The organism is Deltaproteobacteria bacterium, from assembly GCA_016218975.1.
Classification (GTDB): domain Bacteria; phylum Desulfobacterota; class Deferrimicrobia; order Deferrimicrobiales; family Deferrimicrobiaceae; genus JAENIX01.
The window spans coordinates 37,898-59,841 of record JACRCO010000098.1; the positions used below are offsets into that span (position 1 = coordinate 37,898).

17 protein-coding genes and 1 tRNA gene are annotated in these 21,944 nt (G+C 58.3%); all 18 read right to left on the reverse strand.

From position 1 onward, the window contains the following. Positions 1-7 precede the first annotated feature (7 nt). A complete protein-coding gene (locus HY896_14085; protein MBI5577477.1) occupies positions 8-937 on the reverse strand; it encodes a hypothetical protein in 930 nt (309 codons plus the stop codon). A gap of 9 nt (positions 938-946) precedes the next feature. After that, positions 947-1,834, reverse strand: a complete 888-nt coding sequence (locus HY896_14090) for a nucleotidyltransferase domain-containing protein (protein MBI5577478.1) — start codon at positions 1,832-1,834, stop codon at positions 947-949. Positions 1,835-1,990: 156 nt separating this feature from the next. After that, positions 1,991-2,443 carry a Mov34/MPN/PAD-1 family protein gene (locus HY896_14095; protein MBI5577479.1) on the reverse strand — a complete coding sequence of 151 codons (453 nt, stop codon included), beginning with the start codon at positions 2,441-2,443 and terminating at the stop codon, positions 1,991-1,993. Between the two features lie 44 nt (positions 2,444-2,487). Beyond that, the gene (locus tag HY896_14100) at positions 2,488-4,329 is read right to left on the reverse strand and encodes a ThiF family adenylyltransferase (GenBank protein ID MBI5577480.1); all 1,842 of its coding nucleotides are present in this window, start codon (positions 4,327-4,329) and stop codon (positions 2,488-2,490) included. After that, the gene (locus HY896_14105) at positions 4,322-5,464 is read right to left on the reverse strand and encodes a nucleotidyltransferase (protein MBI5577481.1); all 1,143 of its coding nucleotides are present in this window, start codon (positions 5,462-5,464) and stop codon (positions 4,322-4,324) included. Before HY896_14105 ends, HY896_14100 begins: the two co-directional genes overlap by 8 nt. A 38-nt stretch (positions 5,465-5,502) precedes the next feature. Next, entirely contained in the window at positions 5,503-7,023 is a 1,521-nt protein-coding gene (locus tag HY896_14110; protein ID MBI5577482.1) for an SAVED domain-containing protein, read from the reverse strand. Between the two features lie 2 nt (positions 7,024-7,025). Then, positions 7,026-8,225, reverse strand: a complete 1,200-nt coding sequence (locus HY896_14115; protein MBI5577483.1) for a restriction endonuclease subunit S — start codon at positions 8,223-8,225, stop codon at positions 7,026-7,028. After that, positions 8,222-9,724 carry an SAM-dependent DNA methyltransferase gene (locus HY896_14120; protein ID MBI5577484.1) on the reverse strand — a complete coding sequence of 501 codons (1,503 nt, stop codon included), beginning with the start codon at positions 9,722-9,724 and terminating at the stop codon, positions 8,222-8,224. The genes HY896_14115 and HY896_14120 overlap by 4 nt, the downstream gene beginning before the upstream one ends. Continuing rightward, positions 9,721-12,123: a DEAD/DEAH box helicase family protein gene (locus HY896_14125; protein MBI5577485.1), complete on the reverse strand. Its 2,403-nt coding sequence runs from the start codon at positions 12,121-12,123 to the stop codon at positions 9,721-9,723. The genes HY896_14120 and HY896_14125 overlap by 4 nt, the downstream gene beginning before the upstream one ends. 12 nt (positions 12,124-12,135) lie before the next feature. Continuing rightward, on the reverse strand, positions 12,136-12,369 hold the full coding sequence (locus HY896_14130; protein MBI5577486.1) for a hypothetical protein: 234 nt from the start codon (positions 12,367-12,369) through the stop codon (positions 12,136-12,138). 401 nt (positions 12,370-12,770) lie between these two features. Beyond that, positions 12,771-12,847: transfer RNA gene (locus HY896_14135), tRNA-Pro, on the reverse strand. Between the two features lie 386 nt (positions 12,848-13,233). Further along, entirely contained in the window at positions 13,234-13,656 is a 423-nt protein-coding gene (locus HY896_14140) for a HEPN domain-containing protein (protein ID MBI5577487.1), read from the reverse strand. After that, entirely contained in the window at positions 13,640-13,969 is a 330-nt protein-coding gene (locus HY896_14145; GenBank protein MBI5577488.1) for a nucleotidyltransferase domain-containing protein, read from the reverse strand. Before HY896_14145 ends, HY896_14140 begins: the two co-directional genes overlap by 17 nt. A 166-nt stretch (positions 13,970-14,135) precedes the next feature. After that, a complete protein-coding gene (rdgB, locus tag HY896_14150; protein MBI5577489.1) occupies positions 14,136-14,744 on the reverse strand; it encodes an RdgB/HAM1 family non-canonical purine NTP pyrophosphatase in 609 nt (202 codons plus the stop codon). Continuing rightward, the gene (gene rph / locus HY896_14155) at positions 14,741-15,493 is read right to left on the reverse strand and encodes a ribonuclease PH (protein MBI5577490.1); all 753 of its coding nucleotides are present in this window, start codon (positions 15,491-15,493) and stop codon (positions 14,741-14,743) included. Before rph ends, rdgB begins: the two co-directional genes overlap by 4 nt. Continuing rightward, on the reverse strand, positions 15,490-17,502 hold the full coding sequence (locus tag HY896_14160) for a PAS domain S-box protein (protein ID MBI5577491.1): 2,013 nt from the start codon (positions 17,500-17,502) through the stop codon (positions 15,490-15,492). Before HY896_14160 ends, rph begins: the two co-directional genes overlap by 4 nt. A gap of 135 nt (positions 17,503-17,637) precedes the next feature. Further along, a complete protein-coding gene (locus HY896_14165; GenBank protein MBI5577492.1) occupies positions 17,638-18,399 on the reverse strand; it encodes a hypothetical protein in 762 nt (253 codons plus the stop codon). 139 nt (positions 18,400-18,538) lie between these two features. Continuing rightward, positions 18,539-21,944 (reverse strand): hypothetical protein (locus HY896_14170; GenBank protein ID MBI5577493.1); only part of this gene is annotated, 3,406 nt, incomplete at its 5' end.

The following is a 21,944-nucleotide window of genomic DNA, read 5'->3' on the forward strand; positions in this document are numbered from 1 at the left end:
ATGTCGATTACGTACCCGATCCATTTCGTGAACAGGTCCGCAAGAGATACCGCTTCACCATCACGTCGGTCGCATCCACCATGGTGCCTTCCTGGTATGTCCGACAGAAACTGTAGAAGATGTCCAGAATCGGAGTGTTCGTTCTTCGGTGATCATAAATCCGGTCTTGCAGATGGCGTGACTCGACCTCAAGAATTTCTTCGGACAGTTTCTCCTTCATTACCCTGTCCCATAGCGCCTCCGAGTCGTTTCTAATCTTCTCCACCGTGTCGGCGGACTCGTTCTGCCGGATGTACTCGCGGATGAGCCACAGAAAAAGTGGCAAGGCTGGCGATAGCACGGATAGAACGACATCCCGGACGTCCATCCGGCGCCAGAATCCAGCGACCAACACCACAGCACCAAGGGCGATCAGAACAGCGAGAACACCGCCGGTGTAGCGACTGCGGAGACCGGCGTCCCACACTACATTCCCTCGCTGGCACAGAATACGGGCAACTGGGAGCGGCACTTTCCCGACCGAAATCGGGTACCACTCCGACACGCGTTTTCTGCTGATAGCGTCCTGTCCCGCTTTCCGAAATGCGTCGCTGATTGTCTCTTCCGGCTCCTCCTTTCCAACCCTCCGCTCATGCCACTCCATTCCCAACAAGTCACAGTCGAACTTCTCCTGTATTCGTGCAGCGGATTCTTTCAGTCTCTTCAGGAGGTAGTAGGGAATAACTGCGTCACCAGCGGAGACAAGAACGCTATACAAGCCGACCCAGGGCTTGAGGTCCGACCAAGCAATGAGTGCAAAGGCAAGACCTACTGGGGCGAGGACGACCAAGACCATCTGCACTTTCAATATTCGTTTCGCCCGCATGTACAGGTGGTTGGATGCCGCCCACAACTTAAAGAACGATTCCTGCGCCAGTCTCTCCGGAATATCGTTCATCGTCGTCTCTTACGATGCACGTTTAGGGAAGTATCCGTTGAATACGATGTCCCATTGCCGCCTAGCTTCGACATGATCGCCCTTTTTCTCCGCGCTATAGGCGTACGCAGCATGGTTGGCGGAAGCGGCGATGGAGCGGCTGACCTTTTCCTGATACGCCGCCGTCCTTGCGGCTGGCACCAACCCGGAAATGCGAAGCGGATCCTGCATCGCCCTACAGTTACGTTCCTTAAGATCCCATAACGCCTTTGCAACGCAATACGAGTAACTGCTCACGCCCGAGCAGATTCCAGAATCCGCGAGGTACAGTTCAATATGGAATGACGACAGTCTGATGTCTGCCTCCCGGCAGTGACGCCAGTATTTCAAAAGTCTGGACACATACCGGAGCTTCCTGCCTGATGCCTCGTTGGCACTCTCGATATAGGTGTCATGTGAATCGGGACTTGCCACCTTCCACTCCCCGCCCCCTTTGGGGATGAGATACATCGGACGCTTCTGCGCGCTGAACCCGTGGAATACGGCGGGAACCACGTCCACCGAGTTTGCGCCGCCGCCGAATTTTACGACGACGGCCTGCTCGTCCCGGGAGATCTGCGTGTTCGGATACCGCCCCGTCAGGTCCTTTCTGATCTTCTCAATAAACGTTTCGGAACTGATCCTCCGGTCACCCCACTGCGATTCGGCGACCGGAAACAGTACGAAGAAGTCGACATCGCTATGGCGACGGATCGCAGTCCCTCGCTTGTGGCTACCGGCAAGGAAAATCTTCTTAATTCCGAAGGAGTCTACGAGGCGTCTGTTGATCGTGGACATCTTCGTTCTGATGTCCGCAAGTTCTGAGTCAAGAGGCTCGATACGGTCAAGCAGGGTGGCGAATGCATCTCCAACTTTCATTCGGAACGTTCCCCTTCCTGTCTTTTCCATTTCTCTGTGTATATTGCCGGTCTGTCAAGCCATTCCAAGGAACCAGTTCCGGCCGCGGAAAGCACCTTAGATAGCGACGCACCAAAACAGGAATATCTAATGTCTCGCCGGCCGCAATCTCGCTATTCACATGGAGCATTCCTGCAACTCCACCGGTTGCCCCGCAAAGGGAAAGATAAAGACCCTCGCATTCCATCTTTCGTCCCTTCCGTCGCCTACGATGATGAGCACGGGCTCCGGGCAGTGGTAGTTCTCGTCCTCGGATATGCGTTTCATCTGCCGCACGTCGTCTGTGCTCGGGGCAACGATATCGGCCGGGTGATGATGCCATTCCCCTATGTAGTATTCCCGACTTGGTTTCGACCACAGCTTTGCCAAGAACCGCTGCAACCCGGCGACTCCCCTGTGGAACCAAGTACGCCCCGCTTTGGAGTCCCTGGGCGGCGGGGTGGCGGCGGTGAGAATTGCCGTCGCACGGTTTGGCGTGTATTTGCCGACGAGAATTCCTCCCGTTTCCCGTCCTCTCGCTATCGCACAGAGACCACGGATCTTGTGTTCGACTTCCCCCGGGAGGATCACCTTAAACCTTCCGTCGTCGGAAGAATAGGATCGCGGGGTCGGACTCACGACGTCCCGCCGGTCTCGGCTCCGTCCGTGCGGTCGTAACCGACGAAGATATTGTCCGCGAATTTCTGTTCATAGACGACAAGCGAGGGATACGGTGGAGGGGTATTGACACGCGACTCGATCTCTTTGATGGAAGTGGCCGCGGCCAGCACAACATCCTCGTACCTCGCGGGAAAGAGGGGGGACCAGCATCCAGCTCCCTCAAATATTTCTTCATCCTCGGCAATATGCTGCTTTTCCTTGTCCATCCAGCCCCGGATTTGATCGCGGAACCGTGCGGCCGGAAATGTGTTCCCGTATGCAGTGAAGCAATACAGTCGCCTTGCGCGAAAACCGAGCGACAGGGAAACGAACAACTTCGGGATACGGAACCAGGTGGAAGCGAGGGAAGACAGTATCCCGTCCGACGCCGTACAGTCGATCAGAACATCAATGCCATCCATCATCCGCACGGATTCTGTGCTCGGGAAGTTGGATTTCAGGGGGACGACCGACAGATGAGGCGATATGGATTGCAGACGTTCCGCAACGGCTATTGCCTTGTTTTGCGACAGGTCATGGAGGGTCAGGACGTGTCTGGATAGATTACCGACCCCTATGTTTTCTCCATCGACGAGAACGAAGGTCTTCACTCCTCCGCGCGCTAGGAGCTCTGCCACCGCGGACCCAAGAGAACCCACACCAATGATTCCGACTGAGGCGTCTCGGAGTTTCTCTCCAAATCGTCCACGGACCCTCAGCCGGTCAGGGTGCCAGTTGCTAGTCATGAGATATGGAATCGCACGGTCATCGGCAAGATCCAACTGGAATTTGCGTTCCAACCCCATCGCGTTTTTTCTGAATCCATGTGGCGCCTTGCCTCCTCCCGGTCTAAAAACGGGCAGATCGATAGCCTTCCAATGGATCTCGGAATTTGCTTCTCCGACTTTCCGCGGAATTGGGAATCCCAGGAGCAGAATGACACGGTCGACCTTGGGGCTTATGTGCGAAATGATCGTCTTGAAACCGCCGATGAGGTCCACACCCAACCTAATCCCCAATCCACTTAGGTCTCTCCAGGTGACAGGAGCTTGCCATGGTTCCAAGATGATCGGCCCCGGCCAGAGCCACCACACTCCTTCCCTGATGTCAGTCTCCGGGGGTTTGTATCTCCATGATCCCTCTCGGATAGATCTCCCATCGAAGGTTTCGTACCGGTAGACAGCAACGGCATCTTTCGGGGGTGGACAAGGCGCGAAGAAGATTCGGCCGATTCGTTCCATTGTGGCCGTCCAGGCCGACATGGAAGCGGGGCCCTCGTCATGAACCACATGGATGGCGGAAAAGGCTAGTCCCCGATAGTCGGGGAGTTCAAAAGGATCGCCGGGTCTGAGAAGCGTTCCTTCGGCGGCCGCCTTGATCCACTGGCTCGCCCTTTCCGCATACCACAACATCCGGAGTTCTGCATCTCCGAATGGCTCCTCCGTGAAGTCGTACCCCCCGAGTGATCGAACCTGGGATTCGAGACACAGTTTGCCCTTCCTCCATGGGAGGGTGTCCGAGCCTGAGATGTTCAGGGCTTGATGGGGAAACGTACAAGTAATTCCTCCCTCCTTTGCCGGGAAATAGCAGACTTCCCCCGCAGGATAGATGTCGGAGAGCGTGATGAACCAACGGCTTACTGGCGGGATATGATCCGAAGAGACACGAGCCACGATCTCGACCGGGAAGGCCCAGCCATTGTCGGTGCCGAACCAGACGGGGGTGCCTAGGACCTTCAGATCCGCCGCTCCCCGGAGTGCGTTCAGGGCGACGACGATCGCACTGTTCGGAGACCGGGGGACGTTTCCGTTAGGCAAACCTTGTGCTCCCGGGGATTGTTGGAGCGATCCGTTCCGTGAAACCGCCTGAAGTTTTGCCTCCACCGTTGGACGGCTTTGGGAACTTGTCCCCGAGTAGCTTCTGCCATAGCTTGCCGCTCTCTGCCGGGTCGGTACTCTCGTATGCCTGTGCCGCTAAGAGTGCCGCATTCTCGGTCTGTTCGAAGAATTTGGCGAAGTCCTCCACCGTGATCCGAGCGAAGACGTCATGGCTGGGTACTCCATAGTCCGGAAGGACAGGATTCCGGCCGTTGTCGACGTCCTCTCTATACTTCAGAACAATCTCGGTTAGCGTTTTTTTTATCCCTTCGGCGACTGACCCAATGTTGTCGGGGCAGCATTCGCCGACAAGGCGTTCGAGGGGAAATCCCTTGGGTCGCTCGGGCTCGGGGTGCTTCTCCAAGCGCCACCACTTTATCGCTTTAACGACATTTACGAAGTGCTTATTGCACCGCGAGTTCTTATCCCGGGTCCAGCGGATTTGTTCAAGCGGGTGTGTATCTTCCCAGATGTTAGCATCCCGGTCCGGAATACGGAGAGGCTCCATCTTCCATTCCTCTCCCCTTTCTGCTTCGTAGAGCTTGCTGAGGGCGGCAGACGTCCTCTTGTCAGGGCTGAGCCATGCCTCGTGGAGTCGCCAGTCCGGGGCGTCCGAAAGATTGAAGTTCGTGGTAACGGCCTCTGAGGCCAGGAATCTCGCTTGCGCTTCAGTAGGAGCCGACGTGATGACGAGATCGAGCTCCACGTACGAGAGCTCGATCCCTATGGACCGTCCCTGAATCCGGTACTTTCCCTTGTAGTGCTTCTCGACAAAGGGTTTGAAGATGTTGATCGCCTGGGCAGGAGTATAACCCCCGTCTCCGCCAACCTTGCGTTCCTTCAAGTTCGTTACCACCACAATGTCGACGTCGGCCCGAGCGTCCCCGTGGGGGCGCACCGAGGTGTCCCGACGGTAGCTTCCCTGGAGGAAGTCGCTTACGATGACGGACTTGAGATCCTGGTCGGCCCTGAGCCTATCCCTGAGCGTATTGTGGCCCGTCTGAAGAGCTTCCCGATGGTTCTCCTGGAGACGGATCTCTTGGAGGAACTTTGCGAAATTGCTTTCGAGTATCATGTCGTCACACCTCCTTGACTCCGGCCACCACCCTGCCGTTATGGCAGAGCGAAACTCGGAGTGTACGTGTTGCCCCGTTCGTTGTCGAAATCGAACTCGTAAAGACGCACCCGCCCCATAGTTCTTCCGGATTGTCCCAAGAAAAACAATAGGGCGTTGGGGGAAGCGACAAACAGATGGATCGTTCCGGTCACGCCGTTCTGCCTCTGGCGACGCACTTCTTGTACGACCCCGTCCGCAATCAATACCGCGTGGTCTGCGCCCTTCACGCTTAGGTAGCTCGGGCCGGATTCCGGGACGAAGTGGATAAGCCGACGAATGGAAAGACCGGTTTCGCTGAGGTACCTTTCCACGTCGGCCAGGATCGGATTGGTGGCGGAGATTGCAACAACCGCGTCCGCGGAAACAACGCTTTGTTCGCTTACTTCGACCCTCCACTCAGGCTCACCCGTCGGCCAAGCCGGAGAGGCCGATGGTTTCCATGGTTCTCGGATCGCCCCTTTCTGTACCGGGAACACCTGCGTGCCGGATTTGCGGTCCAGGGTGAAACCCGCTGCGTACGCGACCGACCCGTGGCATTCCAGGAGAAGGTGGTGCTCGCGTTCCCGCAACGACGAATCCTCCAGGAATGCCCGGAGGGCGGGGACAACCTCGTCGGTCCACAACCTTCCATCTCGAATGTGCCTTCCATCGAAGTGCTTTGCCACGCAGACGAAGCGATTGGTTTCTGCTTCGATCCGCTCCGCGAATCGCATGAAGCTACGAATGCCGAGCGTCGGGATTTTAGGTCCCGTCGACGCGTTCTTCTCCAAGAGGTCATGACGATCGCAGATCTCGGTCAGCGTTTTTGCGTCGAATTCGTTTGGTCCTTCCATGATGAACTTTCGCGCCAGATCGGTGTACGGGTTCGCGCGACGATCCGGGGGAACTGGCCTGAGGCCGGCCCGGTAGAGCCGGTCGTCCACAATGGCTCCAAAGTCGCGGCGGTTGAAGTAGTGCGGCTGAAACCTGAGGCGGAGGGCGAAATCTTCGAATTCGTCAGGGGGTACGACGAGGTGGCTGCGCCACGACTCCCTCGCCGCACCAAGTTTGCCCTTCGGTCCATCCGTAAAAAACCCTCTAGGCAAGGAGCCGTCCTCGCGGACTGATTTGGCTAGAGGGTCATCGGCCTTCCACCCCCAGTTGGACGCGAAGTTGAGGAGAAACCAGTCGTGTTTCCTGCGGACGGTTTTATACCCCGCATGGAATCTCTGTAACAGGGAGCTTTTGTTCCCCGTGAGACCGGGGTCTATCAGGTTTCGAGAGCAGTAGGCGTCCCGCTGGTCGACGTGGTATTTTACCTGAAAGAAGTCCGCCCTGCTTAGACGGCCGCTCGCGTCGACGCCGGGTGCCCGATAATACACAACGACGTCGTCCATTCCGGATACACCATCGTGTTCAAGGATGACGCGGTCGGCAGGCGACGTCTCTATCAGTAGATTCGCGGCTTGGTACCAGAAGAACAACGCCTGCATGTCATCGCCCATGATACGTGCGGCCACGGCCTTTCTCGCCGCCATCGTTACAGGTCCCCTCGGAACGCGCGATGGAGAAGGGATTGGAACAGATCGTCCAGCCGGCGGCAGGATTCGGCTTGCTTGGCCTCAAGCAAGCGGATCTCAGCAACGCGGGCGGCGAATTCTTTTTGCAGAGATAACGGTGGCCTGAAGCATTTGTAGCCCTCAATGAAACTTCGTGGAACTCGCTGTTGCCCTGCGGTACCGGTAAAGTTTATCTCTGCCTCTTTTATGAATCCATCTCGCCGAATGATCGAAAAGATGAATTGGGCTTGTACTTCCGGGCGTGGACGAAGCACGATAAATTCAGTGGAGCCGAACCCTATTCCACCAATCAGATCTTGAGCAATGGCTGCCTTGCCGTTTTGCATACATGGTGTGATCTTTGCGAAAAGGACGTCTCCATCCTTAAAGGACGTAAAACCTTTTGACACCCCGGAAAGTAATCTCGTCTCTGGCCGAGCGATAACTCCTGCCTTTTCATCTACCGCAGCCATCGGGATAAAAGAGACAGCGGTGTCGGGCGATATCCCCGTGGTATTGAGAGGTCGCGGGTTTATCTCTGCTAGTTCACCCAAGGTGGCATTTGGCCACCCTTTCGGGTTCGCCGCAAGATCCCCGAACATCTCTTTGAACAACGCAGGAATTAGGTTCCCCGTACGATGGTCGGCCTCCTCTCTGAGACGGCGGAGTCGATCTGCGGTATCGAGAATCGTCACGATCCTTTCCTGCACAGAGATGCACGGAACCGGAATCCGCGAGTTGGTCATGAAGTTTGTAGGAACACGCTGTTGCCCCGCCGTTCCGGTGAAATTTGCCTCTGCAGCCGTCCTGAAAGACGGTTGTCGTACAAAAGCAAAAACCCACTCCGGGAGCACTTCCGGTCCCGGACGCAACACATGGAATTCAGTGGAACCAAATCCGATGCCTCCGGTCAGATTCCGGGCGATCGCCGCCTTGCCGTTTTGCATGCATGGAGTGATTTTGGCGCAGAGAACATCATTCTCCCGAAAGGAGGTGTACCCCTTCGAGACTTCTCCGCACCGCTTGACTACCGCAAAACGTATCGACCCGGTTGTTTCGTCGATGGCGGACATCGGAACGAAGGATACTTCGGTCTCGGCAGGCGGTAGACCGCCTTTCCCCTCCCGAGGGTTGATCTGACAAACATCTCCAAGCCGTTTTTCGGGCCAAACCTGTTTCACTTCCCTACCTCGGCCAGCAATGCCTTCGCTTGTTTCGCAATCTTCTCTTCGAGAACCAATACCTCCGCAAGGATTTCCTTCGGCGTGTCGTGATTGACGGCTTCAGCCGCGATGACCTTGTACCGGCCCACTGCAAGGCTGCCGTCGTTCTCGACGATCTTCTCGACCGGTATACGGAGGCTATTCGGTCCCTCCTCTCGGCCGGTCCATTTGGCGAGAACGTCGGGGATGTCGTTCGCCTCTGTCGTCGTTCGTTTGTCGTCGAGGGAGTAGCCATCCGCGGTAATATCGTAAAACCAGACGGTCTTGGTCCTCCCTCCCTTCCTGAACACCAGGAATGCCGTGCTGACTCCGGCGTAGGGTCTGAACACCCCCGACGGCATGGAAACCACGGCTTGCATCTCGCACTCGTTCAGGAGCATATCGCGGAGTTTCTTGTGCGACCTCGTGGCCCCCGAAAGGACACCGGCGGGCACGATTACCCCTGCGCGTCCTCCCGGAGCGAGATGGTCAATGAACCACTTCAGAAACAGCAGTTCGGTATCGCGGGTGGGTAGATTGATGTCAGAAAGAATGCTTTCCTTCTGGATCGACCCGGCAAAGGGAGGATTCGCGAGTATCACATCGTAGGTGGCTCCCGGGTACTTCCCACTGATGCTTGTCGTCAACGGATTGAAGAACTCGATGTTGGCCTTCTCCAGACCGTGCAGGTACAGGTTCAGGATGGCGATCTTCACCATGTTCGCGTCGTTGTCGTACCCGGTGAAGGCCATCTCGTCCAGGTGCTTCCATTGCTTTGGTTTCAGGAGCGATCCGTCGATGGTGCCTTTTTCCAAGTCCGCCGGATTCGTGTGCTGCTTCATGATGTGGTAGAAGGCGGAGATGAGGAACCCGGCAGTTCCGCACGCCGGGTCGCAGATCTGTTCCATCGGTTGTGGGTTCACCATCGCCACGATCATGTCGATGATGTGCCGGGGAGTCCGGAATTGCCCGTTTGTGCCCGAGACGGCGATCTTGCCGAGCAGGTACTCGTACATGTCCCCCTTAAAGTCGTGGCCGTCGGTCGTAGTGAGATCCATGTCGTTAATGGCTTGGACGACGGCACGCAGCGTGGGGCGGTCGTAGATCTTTAGCGTGGCGCGGTTGAAGAGCAGTTGGCCTGTTGCCGACAGGCCGGGCAGGCCGTGGATCGCCTCGATGGCGCCGCGGACCGTCTCGAACAACTCGTCTCCGGCCAACGTGACGAAATGCTCCCAGGAATATCTCTCCCACTTCCCTGAGAAGATCTTCTTGTACGTCTTGCTGACGGCCGCCCGTTGATTGTCTTTCTCGGTAAGGAGTCGCAGGAAAAGCAGGTAGGAGATCTGCTCGATTGAGTCCATGGGATTGTTGACACCACCCGAGTAGAGCATGTCCATGAGGGCGTCGACCTTCCCACGAAGGCCGGAAGAGAAGAAGTTGTTCCCGTTCGATGGAACCGTGATGATGCTCGGCGTCATGCGTTTATCGCTCCTTGGATGGACTGCCGCACCAGCATCGACTGGCGCAGGGCTCCGAACACCTCATCGCGGTGCTCGAACCGTGCCAGAGCGGGAAGCCCACCGATCTTATTGAACTGGCTGCTGTCGTACAGGGTGACGTCGTTGTCGAGGAACTTCCGGAGCGATTCGGGGTCTTCCGCCACGAGCCCCGCCATGGCGCTCAAGAGCTTCTGCTCGCTGTACCTCAGGTTGAAGCGAGCGGCGATCGAGTCCACCGTATCGTCGACGATCTCGTCTTTGGTGGGAAGCGGGCGCCGGCCGAAGGCCCCGTAAACGAAGGACGGTGTCGGGGCCGGGACGTCATAAGCCTTGACCAGCTTGTCCGCAGAGTAGAACATCTCCGGCTTGTGGAAGAACCGCTCCTGCATGATGGTCTCCACAGCGTCGTCGTCCTCGTTTTCCACGGCTTCCTTGAACGCCGGGTCTTTCTCGGCAAATTCCTGGACGTCCTTCTCGAAGCGGCCTCGGAAGGTCAGGATGTCCACCTTCTCCCCGTCCGGGCCGACGATCCGTATCTCCTCCGAAACCACGATGTCTCGGCCCGTCCAAACGGGGATTTCCTTTGGGGGCTTGGGAGGACCCGGCTCCGGCGGTACGAGTTCCGGCCCGACGCCTGGACCGGGGCCCGGACCAGGGGGTGTAGTCGGGGGAGCCTCCCCACCCTTGGGGATCGGCAACAGGATGGGAATGGTGTAGTCATATTTCTCCTCGAAGTATTCCGCGACACCGCAGAAATCGAGGATGAAGTAATGTTCCTTGTCGTAGGCTTTACCGTCGTGCTTGAACGTGTAGAGCCTCGTCCCCCGACCCTTGATCTGAATGTATTCCGTCGGGGAAAAAACGGGGCGCATGAGCACGATGTTCAGGAGATTGCGGCAGTTGTAGCCTGTGGACAGCATGTCCACGGACACGGCGACGCGCTCCTTCCGCTTTCCGTCACGGAACTCCTTGGCGATCGACGAGGAGTCTGGAATCCGTGAGGTGATCGTCACCGCAATCTCCGGTTGCATGTCGTTTAGGATCTTCGTGATGTTGGTCGCGTGGGTCTGGTTTACAGCAAAGATGATGGACTTTCCGAGGCTTCCGTTGGGCTCGCGCTGAGCGTGTTTCAGGAACTCCTCACACATGACCCGGTTGCGCTCAGGTGTGAAGATCTTCCGTTCGAGGTCCTGGACCTTGTAGTTCTCCTCCCGCTCGTCGATCGTGACGGCCCACCCGCCATCGTCCAGGGCCTGCGTCGTGATGTCCGACCGGATGTCGAAGATCTTGGGCGTACAGAGGAACGGGCCTTCGGGATCCTTCGAACCCTCTATCATGTCGTACCGGAAGGTCGGCTCCCCCGGTTCACAACCGAAGTAGATGTAGGTGTCGCGGAGCTGGCGGGCCTCAAGGGCCTTCGGGTTTTCCTGCCCCAGAGCGCCAATGTCCACATTGAGGAGGTATGCCTTGGGGGTGGCGGTCAGGCCGATACGCGTCGCCTGGAAGAACTGGACACATTCCCGGGCATCGCCGTAGATGGACCGGTGGGCCTCGTCGTTGATAACCAGGTCGAAGTGGAACGGGGTGAACTCCGTCCGGTAACGGCGGTCGACCATCAGTGACTGGATCGTGGCGACAACCACACAAGAGCCGAGCAGCTCCAGAGGGCGGCGGCGCGCGGTCTTGAAGATTACCGGCTTGTAGTCCCGGAGGATAACCTCGAAGTCCTCCATCGTCTGCTTGGCAAGCTCGATGCGGTCCACAATAAAGAGGATGCGCTCGGCGTTCCGGGTGACGAGGAACCTCCTGCCAAGGGCGGCGCAGAGCAGTGTCTTGCCGGTTCCGGTTGCCATCTCCAAAAGGAATTTCCGCTTCCCCTGCTCGTCGAACTGATTGGAAACTTCGTCGATCGCTCGGATCTGATACCCGCGGAGGCCGATGTCTCTCCGAAATGGCTTGAGGTAATCCGAGCCGATGGGTTCCGACATCAGGGGACTGGGCGGCTTGAGATTCTTCTGGCGGAGCCGATCGAGATCCTCCTGGGAGGGGAACCGTTCGATACGGTAGGCATCTCGCTGGTCGGCCCGCTCATAGTTCCAGAACCAGTGCTGTCGGCCGTTGGAGAGGATGACAAAAGGCACCTTGGCGGTCTCGGCGTATTTGCGAGCCTGCTCCTTGGCGTCGTAAGGGTCCTCGTCCTCGCGCTTTGCTTCAAGGACAGCGAGGGGACCGTATTTTCCGAAGAGGAGGTAATCTACGCGGCCGCTCGAACCCGTTACCTCGAACCGGACAACCTTGTCGTCGAGGATGTTCCAACCGCTATCTCGAAGTGCTTTGTCGATAAGGACACGAGAGAATGCTTCGTTGTAGCCGGTCATAGGCTCCTCCGCCTACCTTCGCACCTTTCTCGCCGCGCTCTGTTCCGCCATAGAGAGGACACCTTCGATCTCGACGCCTGCTTTCCGGCAATGGTCCCGGATGAGGACCTCGATCATGTTCGCGACACTCCGATTGTCATGTTCCGCCGCTTGACGCAACGCTTCTTTCACGACGGGGTCGATCCTAATGGTCAGTTTCTCTGTTTTCCGTGGCACAAGCGGCTCTCCTTTATGATGTACGGCCAATGTACGGCCTACAAGAATTCGAGGTCAAGCAGATTTGTTAGGGTTTATTCAGAAAAGAAAATTGGATGGGCGGAAGATCCATGAAGGCCATTCCCTATGTTCAACGCTGCAAATATCGTCAGTCCGGTCGGACTCGCCCACCTTTCCGGAATTCCTTGAGGGCTTGGCTCAGGTCGTCGAAGGTTTTATCCTGCCTGATCGACCCAGCTACGATTTCCCACGGAAAAAACATTACGATCTCCTTCCCCGAGGACAAATTGCGCTGGAACCACCGTTCGTTTTTGTAAGCCAGTTGGATTCTTGTCCTCCGCGACCCAGTAGACCAGGAAAACTCTGGTAACCTTTTGGTAAGAATTGCTACAGGCGGCCGGCACGGAAAACAGGCAACTACTTGAAAATTCTGGTCGGGACGGGCGGACTTGAACCGCCGACCCCTTGCTCCCAAGGCAAGTGCGCTACCAGGCTGCGCTACGTCCCGACTTATAAATCCATTTCGCACTACAACTCATATATCGCAAGGGGTCAGGCTTCGCCCCGACCGGCTCGCGTTCGTACATCCTTGTACTCACTCCGCCGGCGGCCTCGGCAGCTAACGGCGCCATCCATGGCGCCTATTCCTCGCTAACCGCTCGGCGCTGCCTCGGAGCTCGAATCCACAGTTCCATATTCCGATCTGTCGGATTCTCGCTCCTTGCTCCCAAGGCAAGTGCGCTACCAGGCTGCGCTACGTCCCGACTTATAAATCCATTTCGCACTACAACTCATATATCGCAAGGGGTCAGGCTTCGCCCCGACCGGCTCGCGTTCGCCTTCCCGAAATCACAAGGAAAGCATACCGGATTAAAGGAGCCCTACCCGCCAAAATCAGGTATTGCCTTTCAAAATTTCATCCGGTAATAACGACCGTATCCTATCCCTTACTCGGCGAGCCATTTCCACTGCTCCCGAAGCCTCTTCTTCGGTAATCGGGTCCCAATTCCCCGGGTACCTCCCCTCGATCGAATAACGGTTCAACGGAAGAACCTGATCCGGAGGAAGATCGAGTGCAGTATGATGGCAGGCAAGATCAAGCAGCACGCGCAGGTCGTGTGTCCTGGGATATGAAATCCCATGCAGGACGAGGATGCCTTTCAGATACTTTTCGACGCATTGCTGGCTATGAAAACAAACGACCTCCGCGAGCCCTTCACATACCAATTGCATATTATGTTTTGCCGCGGTCAGATCATGTTCCGCTTTCTCGACCCAGAGAAACACCTCGTGAACGATTTCAGGCCGCACGTTCATAAATAACCTTACCTTCGCGAATCGCCTCGCGGATGATGGTTCCCACGCAATCCTGGTATATCTCAACTTCCTCGGGGGTCACGACGATTATGTCTGTCGGTATCGGTATTCCTACAAGTAGCAAATCGATCTCGACTGCAGTCATTCGCTTGGAACCCGTTACATTCATGACGATCAACAGATCGGCATCGCTGTCCGCTGTCTGCTTGCCACGTGCATACGAACCGAACAAAATGATTTTTTCCGGCCGAAAACGCTCCGTTATACGCTCCACGATCTTCTGAAGAACAACCTTTATTTCCGTCTCGGTCACGATCTCAACCCTTCTCCTCAACCCAAGGCAAGTGCACTACCAGGCTGCGCTAAATCCCGACGTCTTCTTACGATACGCTTTGATGGATTATAGGCGGATTCGGCGGCATCATCTATATCCAAAAACCAGGATACTGCATGGAAGGGCAACCGCCGGCACAGGCGCCTTACCCCAGCACCCCCTGGGCGCGCAGTTCCGCGACAAGCTTGCGGATCGCCTGGCCGCGGTGGCTGATCCTGTTCTTCTCCTCGGTGGATAGCTCGGCCATTGTTCTTCCCGTCCCTTTCACAAGGAAGACGGGGTCATAACCGAAACCTCCCGTCCCGCGCGGGGCGGGGATGATCTCACCGTCGATCCGGCCGTCCGTTTCCGCGATCACGCGGCCTGGAAGCACGCAGACCGCCACGCATACGAACGCCGCTTTCCACGGCCCGGGACACGCCTTAAGATCGTCAAGGAGCATGGCATTGTTGTCGCGATCCGACGCCTGCGGGCCCGCGTATCGCGCGGAATGCACTCCGGGCCGTCCTCCCAGCGCGTCCACCACAATGCCGGAGTCGTCGGCGATGCACATCAGCCGGTGGGCCGCGGCGTAATGAAGCGCCTTGATCCGGGCGTTATCGGAGAAGGTCTTCCCGTTCTCCTCGGGTTCCTTTATATGCGGCATTTCGAAGATCGCCTTGACCTCGACGTTTTTCAGCGCTCCCAGCCCCAACAGCGCCTTTAGCTCCTGGACTTTCCCGCGGTTTTTCGTGGCCAGGAGGAGCCGGATCACTTGCTCCCCCGCCTCCAGGAATTCTGCATCCGCGCGATACTTTTCCCCGCGCCCATGGCCGCCCGTAGCATTGCGTCGAGCTGGCCGCGGGTGAACGGCCTGCCTTCGGCGGTTCCCTGGACCTCGACCATGTCCCCGCTACCCGTCATTACCACGTTCATGTCCACTTCGGCGGATGAATCCTCCTCGTAGTCGAGGTCGACGAGGATCCTGCCTCCCACGACGCCGACGCTGATCGCCGCGACGGGCTCCCGGACGGGATTCCATGAAATCGTTCCGCCCGATACCAGCCGTGCGCATGCCTGCCACAAGGCGATCCAGGCGCCGTTGATCGACGCCGTGCGCGTCCCTCCGTCAGCCTGGAGCACGTCGCAGTCTATCGTGATCGTCCTTTCTCCCAGCGCCTCGAAATCCACCACCGCCCTCAATGCGCGCCCGATCAGGCGCTGGATTTCATACGTGCGCCCCTGGACCTTCCCCGTTCTCCCCTCTCTGGCCACCCGTGTGTCCGTGGAACGCGGCAGCATCGAATATTCCGCGGTGACCCATCCCTTGCCGGTTCCCTTGAGGAATGGCGGAACCCGCTCTTCGATCGACGCGGCGCAGACCACTTTCGTGTCGCCCATTTCAAAAAGAACCGACCCTTCAGCGTGCTTCTGCACCCCTTCGACGATCCGGATCGGGCGGATCTCCCCTGCCTTTCTTCCTCCCGAGCGTTTCAAGGCCGGGCCGGTCCCCGACTTCTTCATCTATACGTCCCCCCCGGCCCCGATTCCAGCACCTCGCGGACCTTCGTCGTGAGCGTTCCAGGACCGAACGGTTTCTGCAGGAATGCCACTTCCCGGTTCGCCACCCTGTGATGCAATGAAACCTTGTCCGTGTAGCCGGACATGAAAAGCACCTTCATCTCCCGCCGAAGCGGGGACAGCCGCTCGGCAAGCTCCTGCCCGCTCATCTTCGGCATCACCATGTCCGTCACCATAAGGTGGATCGGTTTCCCGTACCGCATGGATATCTCGAGCGCCTCTTCCCCGTTACCCGCCTCCAGCACCGTGTACCCGCTTCGCAGCAGAATTTCGCATACAAGCTCACGCACCATTTCTTCGTCTTCCACCACCAGGATCGTTTCCCTTCCACCCAGGGAACCCGGCTCGGCGGGGGCGATATCGTGGGGATCCGCCGCACCGTCGAAACGGGGCAGGTATATTTCGAAGGTCGTCCCCCGCCCGGAAACGCTGTCGACCCGAATATGCCCCCCGCTCTGCCGGACGATGCCGTATACGGTGGCAAGCCCCAGGCCCGTCCCCTTCTCCTTCGTGGTGAAGAATGGTTCGTACAGGTGCGTCTTGACTTCTTCGCTCATTCCCGTGCCGGTGTCGCTCATCGAAAGAACGACCCATTCGCCCGCGGGAACATCGGCGGGCGGTGAAGATGCCCCCTTCGGAACGTCCACGTTCGCTGTCCGGATATCGAGCCTGCCCCCCGCAGGCATGGCGTCCCGGGAATTGACCGCCAGGTTCACGATCACCTGCTCAACCTGGCCCGGATCGGCCTTCACCTTCCCCAATCCCTCGCCCAGCGAAGTGACCAGTTCGACGTCCTCGCCGATCAGCCGCCGGAGCATCCTTTCCACGTTCAGCACTACCGAGTTCAACTCAAGCAGCTTCGGCTGAAGAACCTGGCGGCGGCTGAAGGCGAGAAGCTGGCGGGTGAGCGCCGCCGCCCGCGCGCCGGCCCTGCGGATCTCCTCGATCTCTCTCCACATCGGTTCGCTGTCGCCGACCCGGTCGAGCAACAGTTCGCTGTACCCAGTTATCGCCATCAACAGGTTGTTGAAGTCGTGGGCGATCCCTCCTGCCAGCCTTCCCACCGCCTCCATCTTCTGAGCCTGGCGAAGCTGATCCTCGCTGAGCCGCAGCGCTTCCTCGGCCCGCTTCCGCTCGGAAATGTCCGTTATTATGGACATTATGCTGGTGATCCCGCCGGACGCGTCGCGCAACGGCGCCGTCGATACGCTGATTTCGATGGCCGAGCCGTCCTTTCGCACGCGGCGAAGCTCCTTGCCGGTGAACGTCCCGCCGCCGAGTGCGAATTCACGGAACGCACGGAATTCTTCCTTCTTGTCCTCCGGAACTATCGGGTGAGGCCTGCCCACCACCTCCTGCGCCATCCAACCGAACATTCGTTCGGCGGCCGGGTTCCACATACGTATGTTCCCGACCGGATCGAACGTGACGATGGCCAGCGGCGACGCGTTGATGAGCGCCTGGAGAGTCTCTCCGCTGGACCGCAGTTCCTCCTCCGCACGTTTTCGCTCGGTAAGGTCGCGTACGAAGCCAAGGACGGCGGGGCGGCCCTGGTACACGGTGGGTATCGCATGCACCTCCACGTCCACGGCGGTGCCGTCGAGCCGGAGGAACTTCGCCTCTTCCACGGGGGTTCCCTTCCGCTCCTCCATCAACTCCCCGATACGCCTCCCCGCAAGCTCCCTGGAATCGGGGTGTACAAGGTCCATCGCGTTCCGCCCGACAAGATCCTCCGGCGAAACTCCTCCGAAGAACTTCACCCCGGGCTCGTTGATGTAGGCGACTTTTCCGTCCTGCAGGATGGCGACCACGTCAGGGTAACGCTCCACGACGCGGCGGTATCGTTCCTCGCTCTCCCTGAGCTCCGCGAGGAGACGCGCGTTTTCCCTGTTGCCTCTTCGCGATGCCTTGGGGCGCACGGCCCTGGAGCGCTTTGGAGTATCGTCAGCCATAGGTCCGCTTCCCATGCCGTCGATCCATCTGAAAAATAATACACGGAAATCGACCGTACTTGGCCGATTTCGGTGCGTTTGTAAAAATTTCCGTTCGGGTTTTTCTTACTGGAAGGTTTCTTCGGGAATCGACTCTTACGGCAGGCTGCATCCTTGCGACTTCTGCAAGGCCTGGATTCGTACGACTTTACCCGTCTGGGCGTCTACGATCACTGCGCATCCGCCGGATGAGGAGGACTTGCCGTTCTTCCTGGGGAACATGTTTATGACAAACACTTGGCGGTACTCGACGGACCCCGCATTCCTCTCCGGGAATATAGCCATGTTCTCCGCGAAGAGGCGATACTCCTTCCTTTCCGTCGCCGGCAGGGAGCTCTGCGCCGCCTTGATTGCCTGGCCGCGGTGAATTTTCACCGACCCGGGGGCGCGCGCGTTCGGATAAAGCATGGCGTCGAGCGACTTTATATGCCCGTCGGTATCGATGGAAAACACGAGGGAAGAATCGTAAACCGCCATTCCGCGGACCCTCTGCTGGTAACTTACGCGCCATATGCCGTCCGTCTTTTCCGCTTTCTTCAGGACAAGATGCTCGGGCGGAACTTTAAGCAGCGAACCGTATTTCCCGACCAGAAGGGCCCCGATTTCGTTGATCTCACTCTTCGTCAAACCCGCGATGTTCTTGATCTCGAGCAGGTCGGATCCGACCGCCGTGATGTTCTGTGGAGCCATGGTCAGCGAGTCCCACGTCACATCAAGGGATTGCCCGTTCAGATTTACATGCCGGTCGCCGGCCCTGAACGCTTTTACCTGGAGCGGCGCCAGCATAAAGAAAAGCGCCATCGCGGCGGGAAGAACGCTTTTTCCGCGTGAGAAACGGTCGGTTGCAGTTACGGGCACCGGGATAACGCTCGTGTGACGTCCATCCGCTCTCGATTGCCGTACGGGTTCGCCTGTAGCTGAAGGTCCAAGGTGATGGTGGAAAATATAAATTCGGCGGCAGGAGAAGTCAACGCATTTGCGAACGTGTTGCGCCCTCTCAAGGGCCCGGCACGGGCATCGACAAATCAATCTCGTAGTCCCATTCACGCGCAGGTCCGGAAGGCGGCGCGCCGGCAGAACCGTACCACTTGATCCAGTCGATCCAGCCGTAGAACACATTGCTGCCAAGGCTCGCATCCGATCCTATCGCAAATATGCCGTTCGCCTTCACGATCGAATCTCCTGTGTAAAACTTCCTGGAATTGTCCGTCCCCTGGTAAGACTGGTCGGCCTTGGTGCAGTTCCTCAGACCCGACCACAGGTTGTCGTTGTAATTCCCGTTGGTACCCTGATCCTCAACGTAAATGTCGGCCGGCACGAAGTATTGCCCCGGAATCCCCCCCGCCTTGTTGTTGTCCCAGACCGCAAGGACGTAATACCAGTGGTCGGAAACGATCGGGCAAAGCGTGTAATCGGTCAGGACCGGCTTGGTCGCCACGCCCCCGTGCCTGTCTACCGGGTTCGCCCAGAACGCGATGGAAGCCACGCCGGATGGTGCGCTGTATGTCCATCCCGACATGGCATTGTTCCGCCAGACCGACACCTGGTAGTTGCCGCCGTTGACAAGACGTCCGACGATGCGCTTTATGTAGTTCGTCGTGCCGGACATCCCGGTGGGCCTGATCCGCGCCTCCAGCCGCATCCCCGTGTCCGCCTGCAGGCAGCTGTTGTTGTACTCGAACTTGATGTAGTTGTTGCTGTTGTCCCCGTAAAAGGTGCCGCTGCCCATGGTGTTGGACGGATCGTTCACAACGCCGTAGAGCAGGTTCGAATTGTCCAGGACGAAGGCGCTGCCGGCCGATTCGTCCAGGTTGAAGACGACCTGGCCGGTCGGGCATCCGGAGAACTGCGTGATGACCACGGACGTCGTGTCGGCGGGATTCCCGTGATCGTCGAAAATCGAATTCGCGGCCGCTGCAAGGGTGTCCACGTTGATGTCGTTCGAGTTGTCGAGGGCGGCATTCAAGGTCAGAGTGGCGGTGGAGGCGCCCGCCGTGTGCGTCACCCCCGTTATAGTCCTGCCGTTGTCGGTATCCGTCAGAGTGAAATCGAATCGGTCAAGGGCGCCGGTACCGTTCGAGTTGGAGTACACCCCCTCGGAGAAGGTCACGTAGAGCTGGTTTGTCCCGATTACCCCTTCCACCCTGTCGATCCGCGGGGGCGCCATGGTGTCGATGGTTTGGAAATACGAGGGGGACTTGGTGATGTTCCAGACCTTCACCTCGTCCAACCGGCCTATGAAGTTGTTCGCGGCATCCGACCAGTTCAAGCCTCCGATTGACAGGGCCGTCGCGCACCAGCCGCTGCACCTGCTTGCGTCCTTGAATCTCATGTCGCTGAACGGAAACATGGCGTTTTCGCCGGCGCCGGGTTGGGCGTAGCAGGACGATATACTGCTATAACTGGTCGTCACGTCCTCGCCGTTAACATAGATCCTGATCCTCCCGGCGGATCCATCCAAGGAGTCCCGGTCCGGCCCGGTGGAATCGTAGGTGGCGGCGACGTGGGTCCACTGGTTTAGCGGGATCGAAACCGTGCTGAAAGCTCCGCGCAATCCGTTGCAGGTCGTTCCGTCCCAGTCGCTTGTCGGACCCCCTCCGGTCATGTTGGTAAACATGGCGACCCGTAATCTCCCGTCTATCTGCTTCAGGAATAAGGCATACCCTCCCTGCCAATAGTTACTCTTCGCCATGATCTTTCGCTCGTTGTTGTCGCTGACGGTCGGGTATACCCACGCCTCCAGCGTCATGTTGTACTTCATTTCCGTAAGCCTGGAGATGTTGCCCGTTTTTCCGTTGTTCGTGGAATCCCATACCGCGGAACCCGATACCGAGCCGTCGCTGCCGACCTCGATCGGGTTGTTGTTCACCTGGATTCCCGTCCCGACCCTTCCGGACGTGTAGGTGCCGGCCCCGTTCACCCACAGACCGTGGTTGTTCCACATGTTGTTGTCCTTGAGGTTGCCTTCGAACGGGTAATGGACGACGAGGCCGTTTTCGTGGGCGGGGGCGGCCTGCGTCGCCGTCCCCTTCCGCTTGTTTTCATGGAAGGTCGCCCACTCGCTCGGCGTGTTCATGAGGTCCGTGTTCCACACATAGGTGCTGGAGTGGCACCGCCCGTAGCACTCGCCGGCCCCGAACGCCACATGGTCGTATGGATCCGGCTGATGGCACGGGCCTGTGGCGCACACTCCGTTGTTGTGCCAGCCCGGGTTGTAGGAGTGTTCCCTCGTCTTCGGATAGTGGCACGCGTAGCATACCCCCACGCTGTTGCCGGTACCGAACCCCATCGTCCGACGGTCGTTGACCAGCTCGACGTCGTTTCCGACGGTGTTGTCGTCCAGTGAATTGCTCAAGGAGTAGCGCAGCAGCTTGTACTTGTTCGAACCGTGAGCTTCGTGGCAGTCGGTGCAGGAGAGGACGTAATTCACTCCCGCGTTCCGAAGCTCCTGATCGTACGCTCCCTTGACCCAGGCGGAAGTGCCGGACCCCAGGGGTTTCACGGGCCAGCACTGGTTGACACCGGCGGAGGCCGCAGCCGCCTCGTCGCAGGAATCGGAAGTCCCCCAGTCGATCGCTCTTCCGCATCCCTCCCAGTTGGGGCAATCCTTCGGTCCGGCGTACTGGGCGCCGGTTATGCCTCCGCCGGTGATCATGCCGGTCAGCCCGGCGGTTTTAAGGCCGTGCGGATCGTTCGTCCAGTCCTTGGCCACGATCGCGTTGACCGCATACTGGTGGCAGTCCATGCAGAAGCCGACATAGTCCGGCAGCTCGGCCCCTCCGAGCGTATTCACCGTAACGTATGGCGTCTGGTATTTGCCGGTTCCGGCGTAGTCGTTCATTTTCTGGCCCGGCGAAGCTCCCCACACCGCGAGATTGTTCGTGAACCGTGTCACCGGGCTCTTGCCTTGGCCCGCCTGCAGGTATTTTCCGGTCACTATATGCACGTTATGGCAGGAGGTGCATTCGAGCGAGTAGGTGCCGCCGCCGATGGAAAACGAGGTGCCCAGCGGATGTTTCGAGGACATCCCGAAAGCGCCCTGGATGTTGTTGGAGTAGACGGAGCCGGAAATCGCGAGGTTCTGGATTCCGCCCGATGCGGGGTCCTTGTGGCACTGGTAGCACATCGCCTGCTTGTTCCCCTTCGTCATGGCGGCATAGGCCCCCGCCTTGCCGTGAACGTCGTGGCACTCCGTGCACTTCAGCGTGTTGTGCGCCGAAGACTGGTACGCAGCGTACGTCGAGTACATGTGGGGAGCGGTCACCGCCGCGGTCCCGGGATCGTGGCACTGCCGGCAGTTGCTGTTCGTGTTGTCGTTGGCGAACCCGCTCCTTAGCCGCTTCCCCGATGTGTTGAAGTGCGAAGTCGTCAAATCGTGGCAGGAGCTGCACACCTGGTTCGCC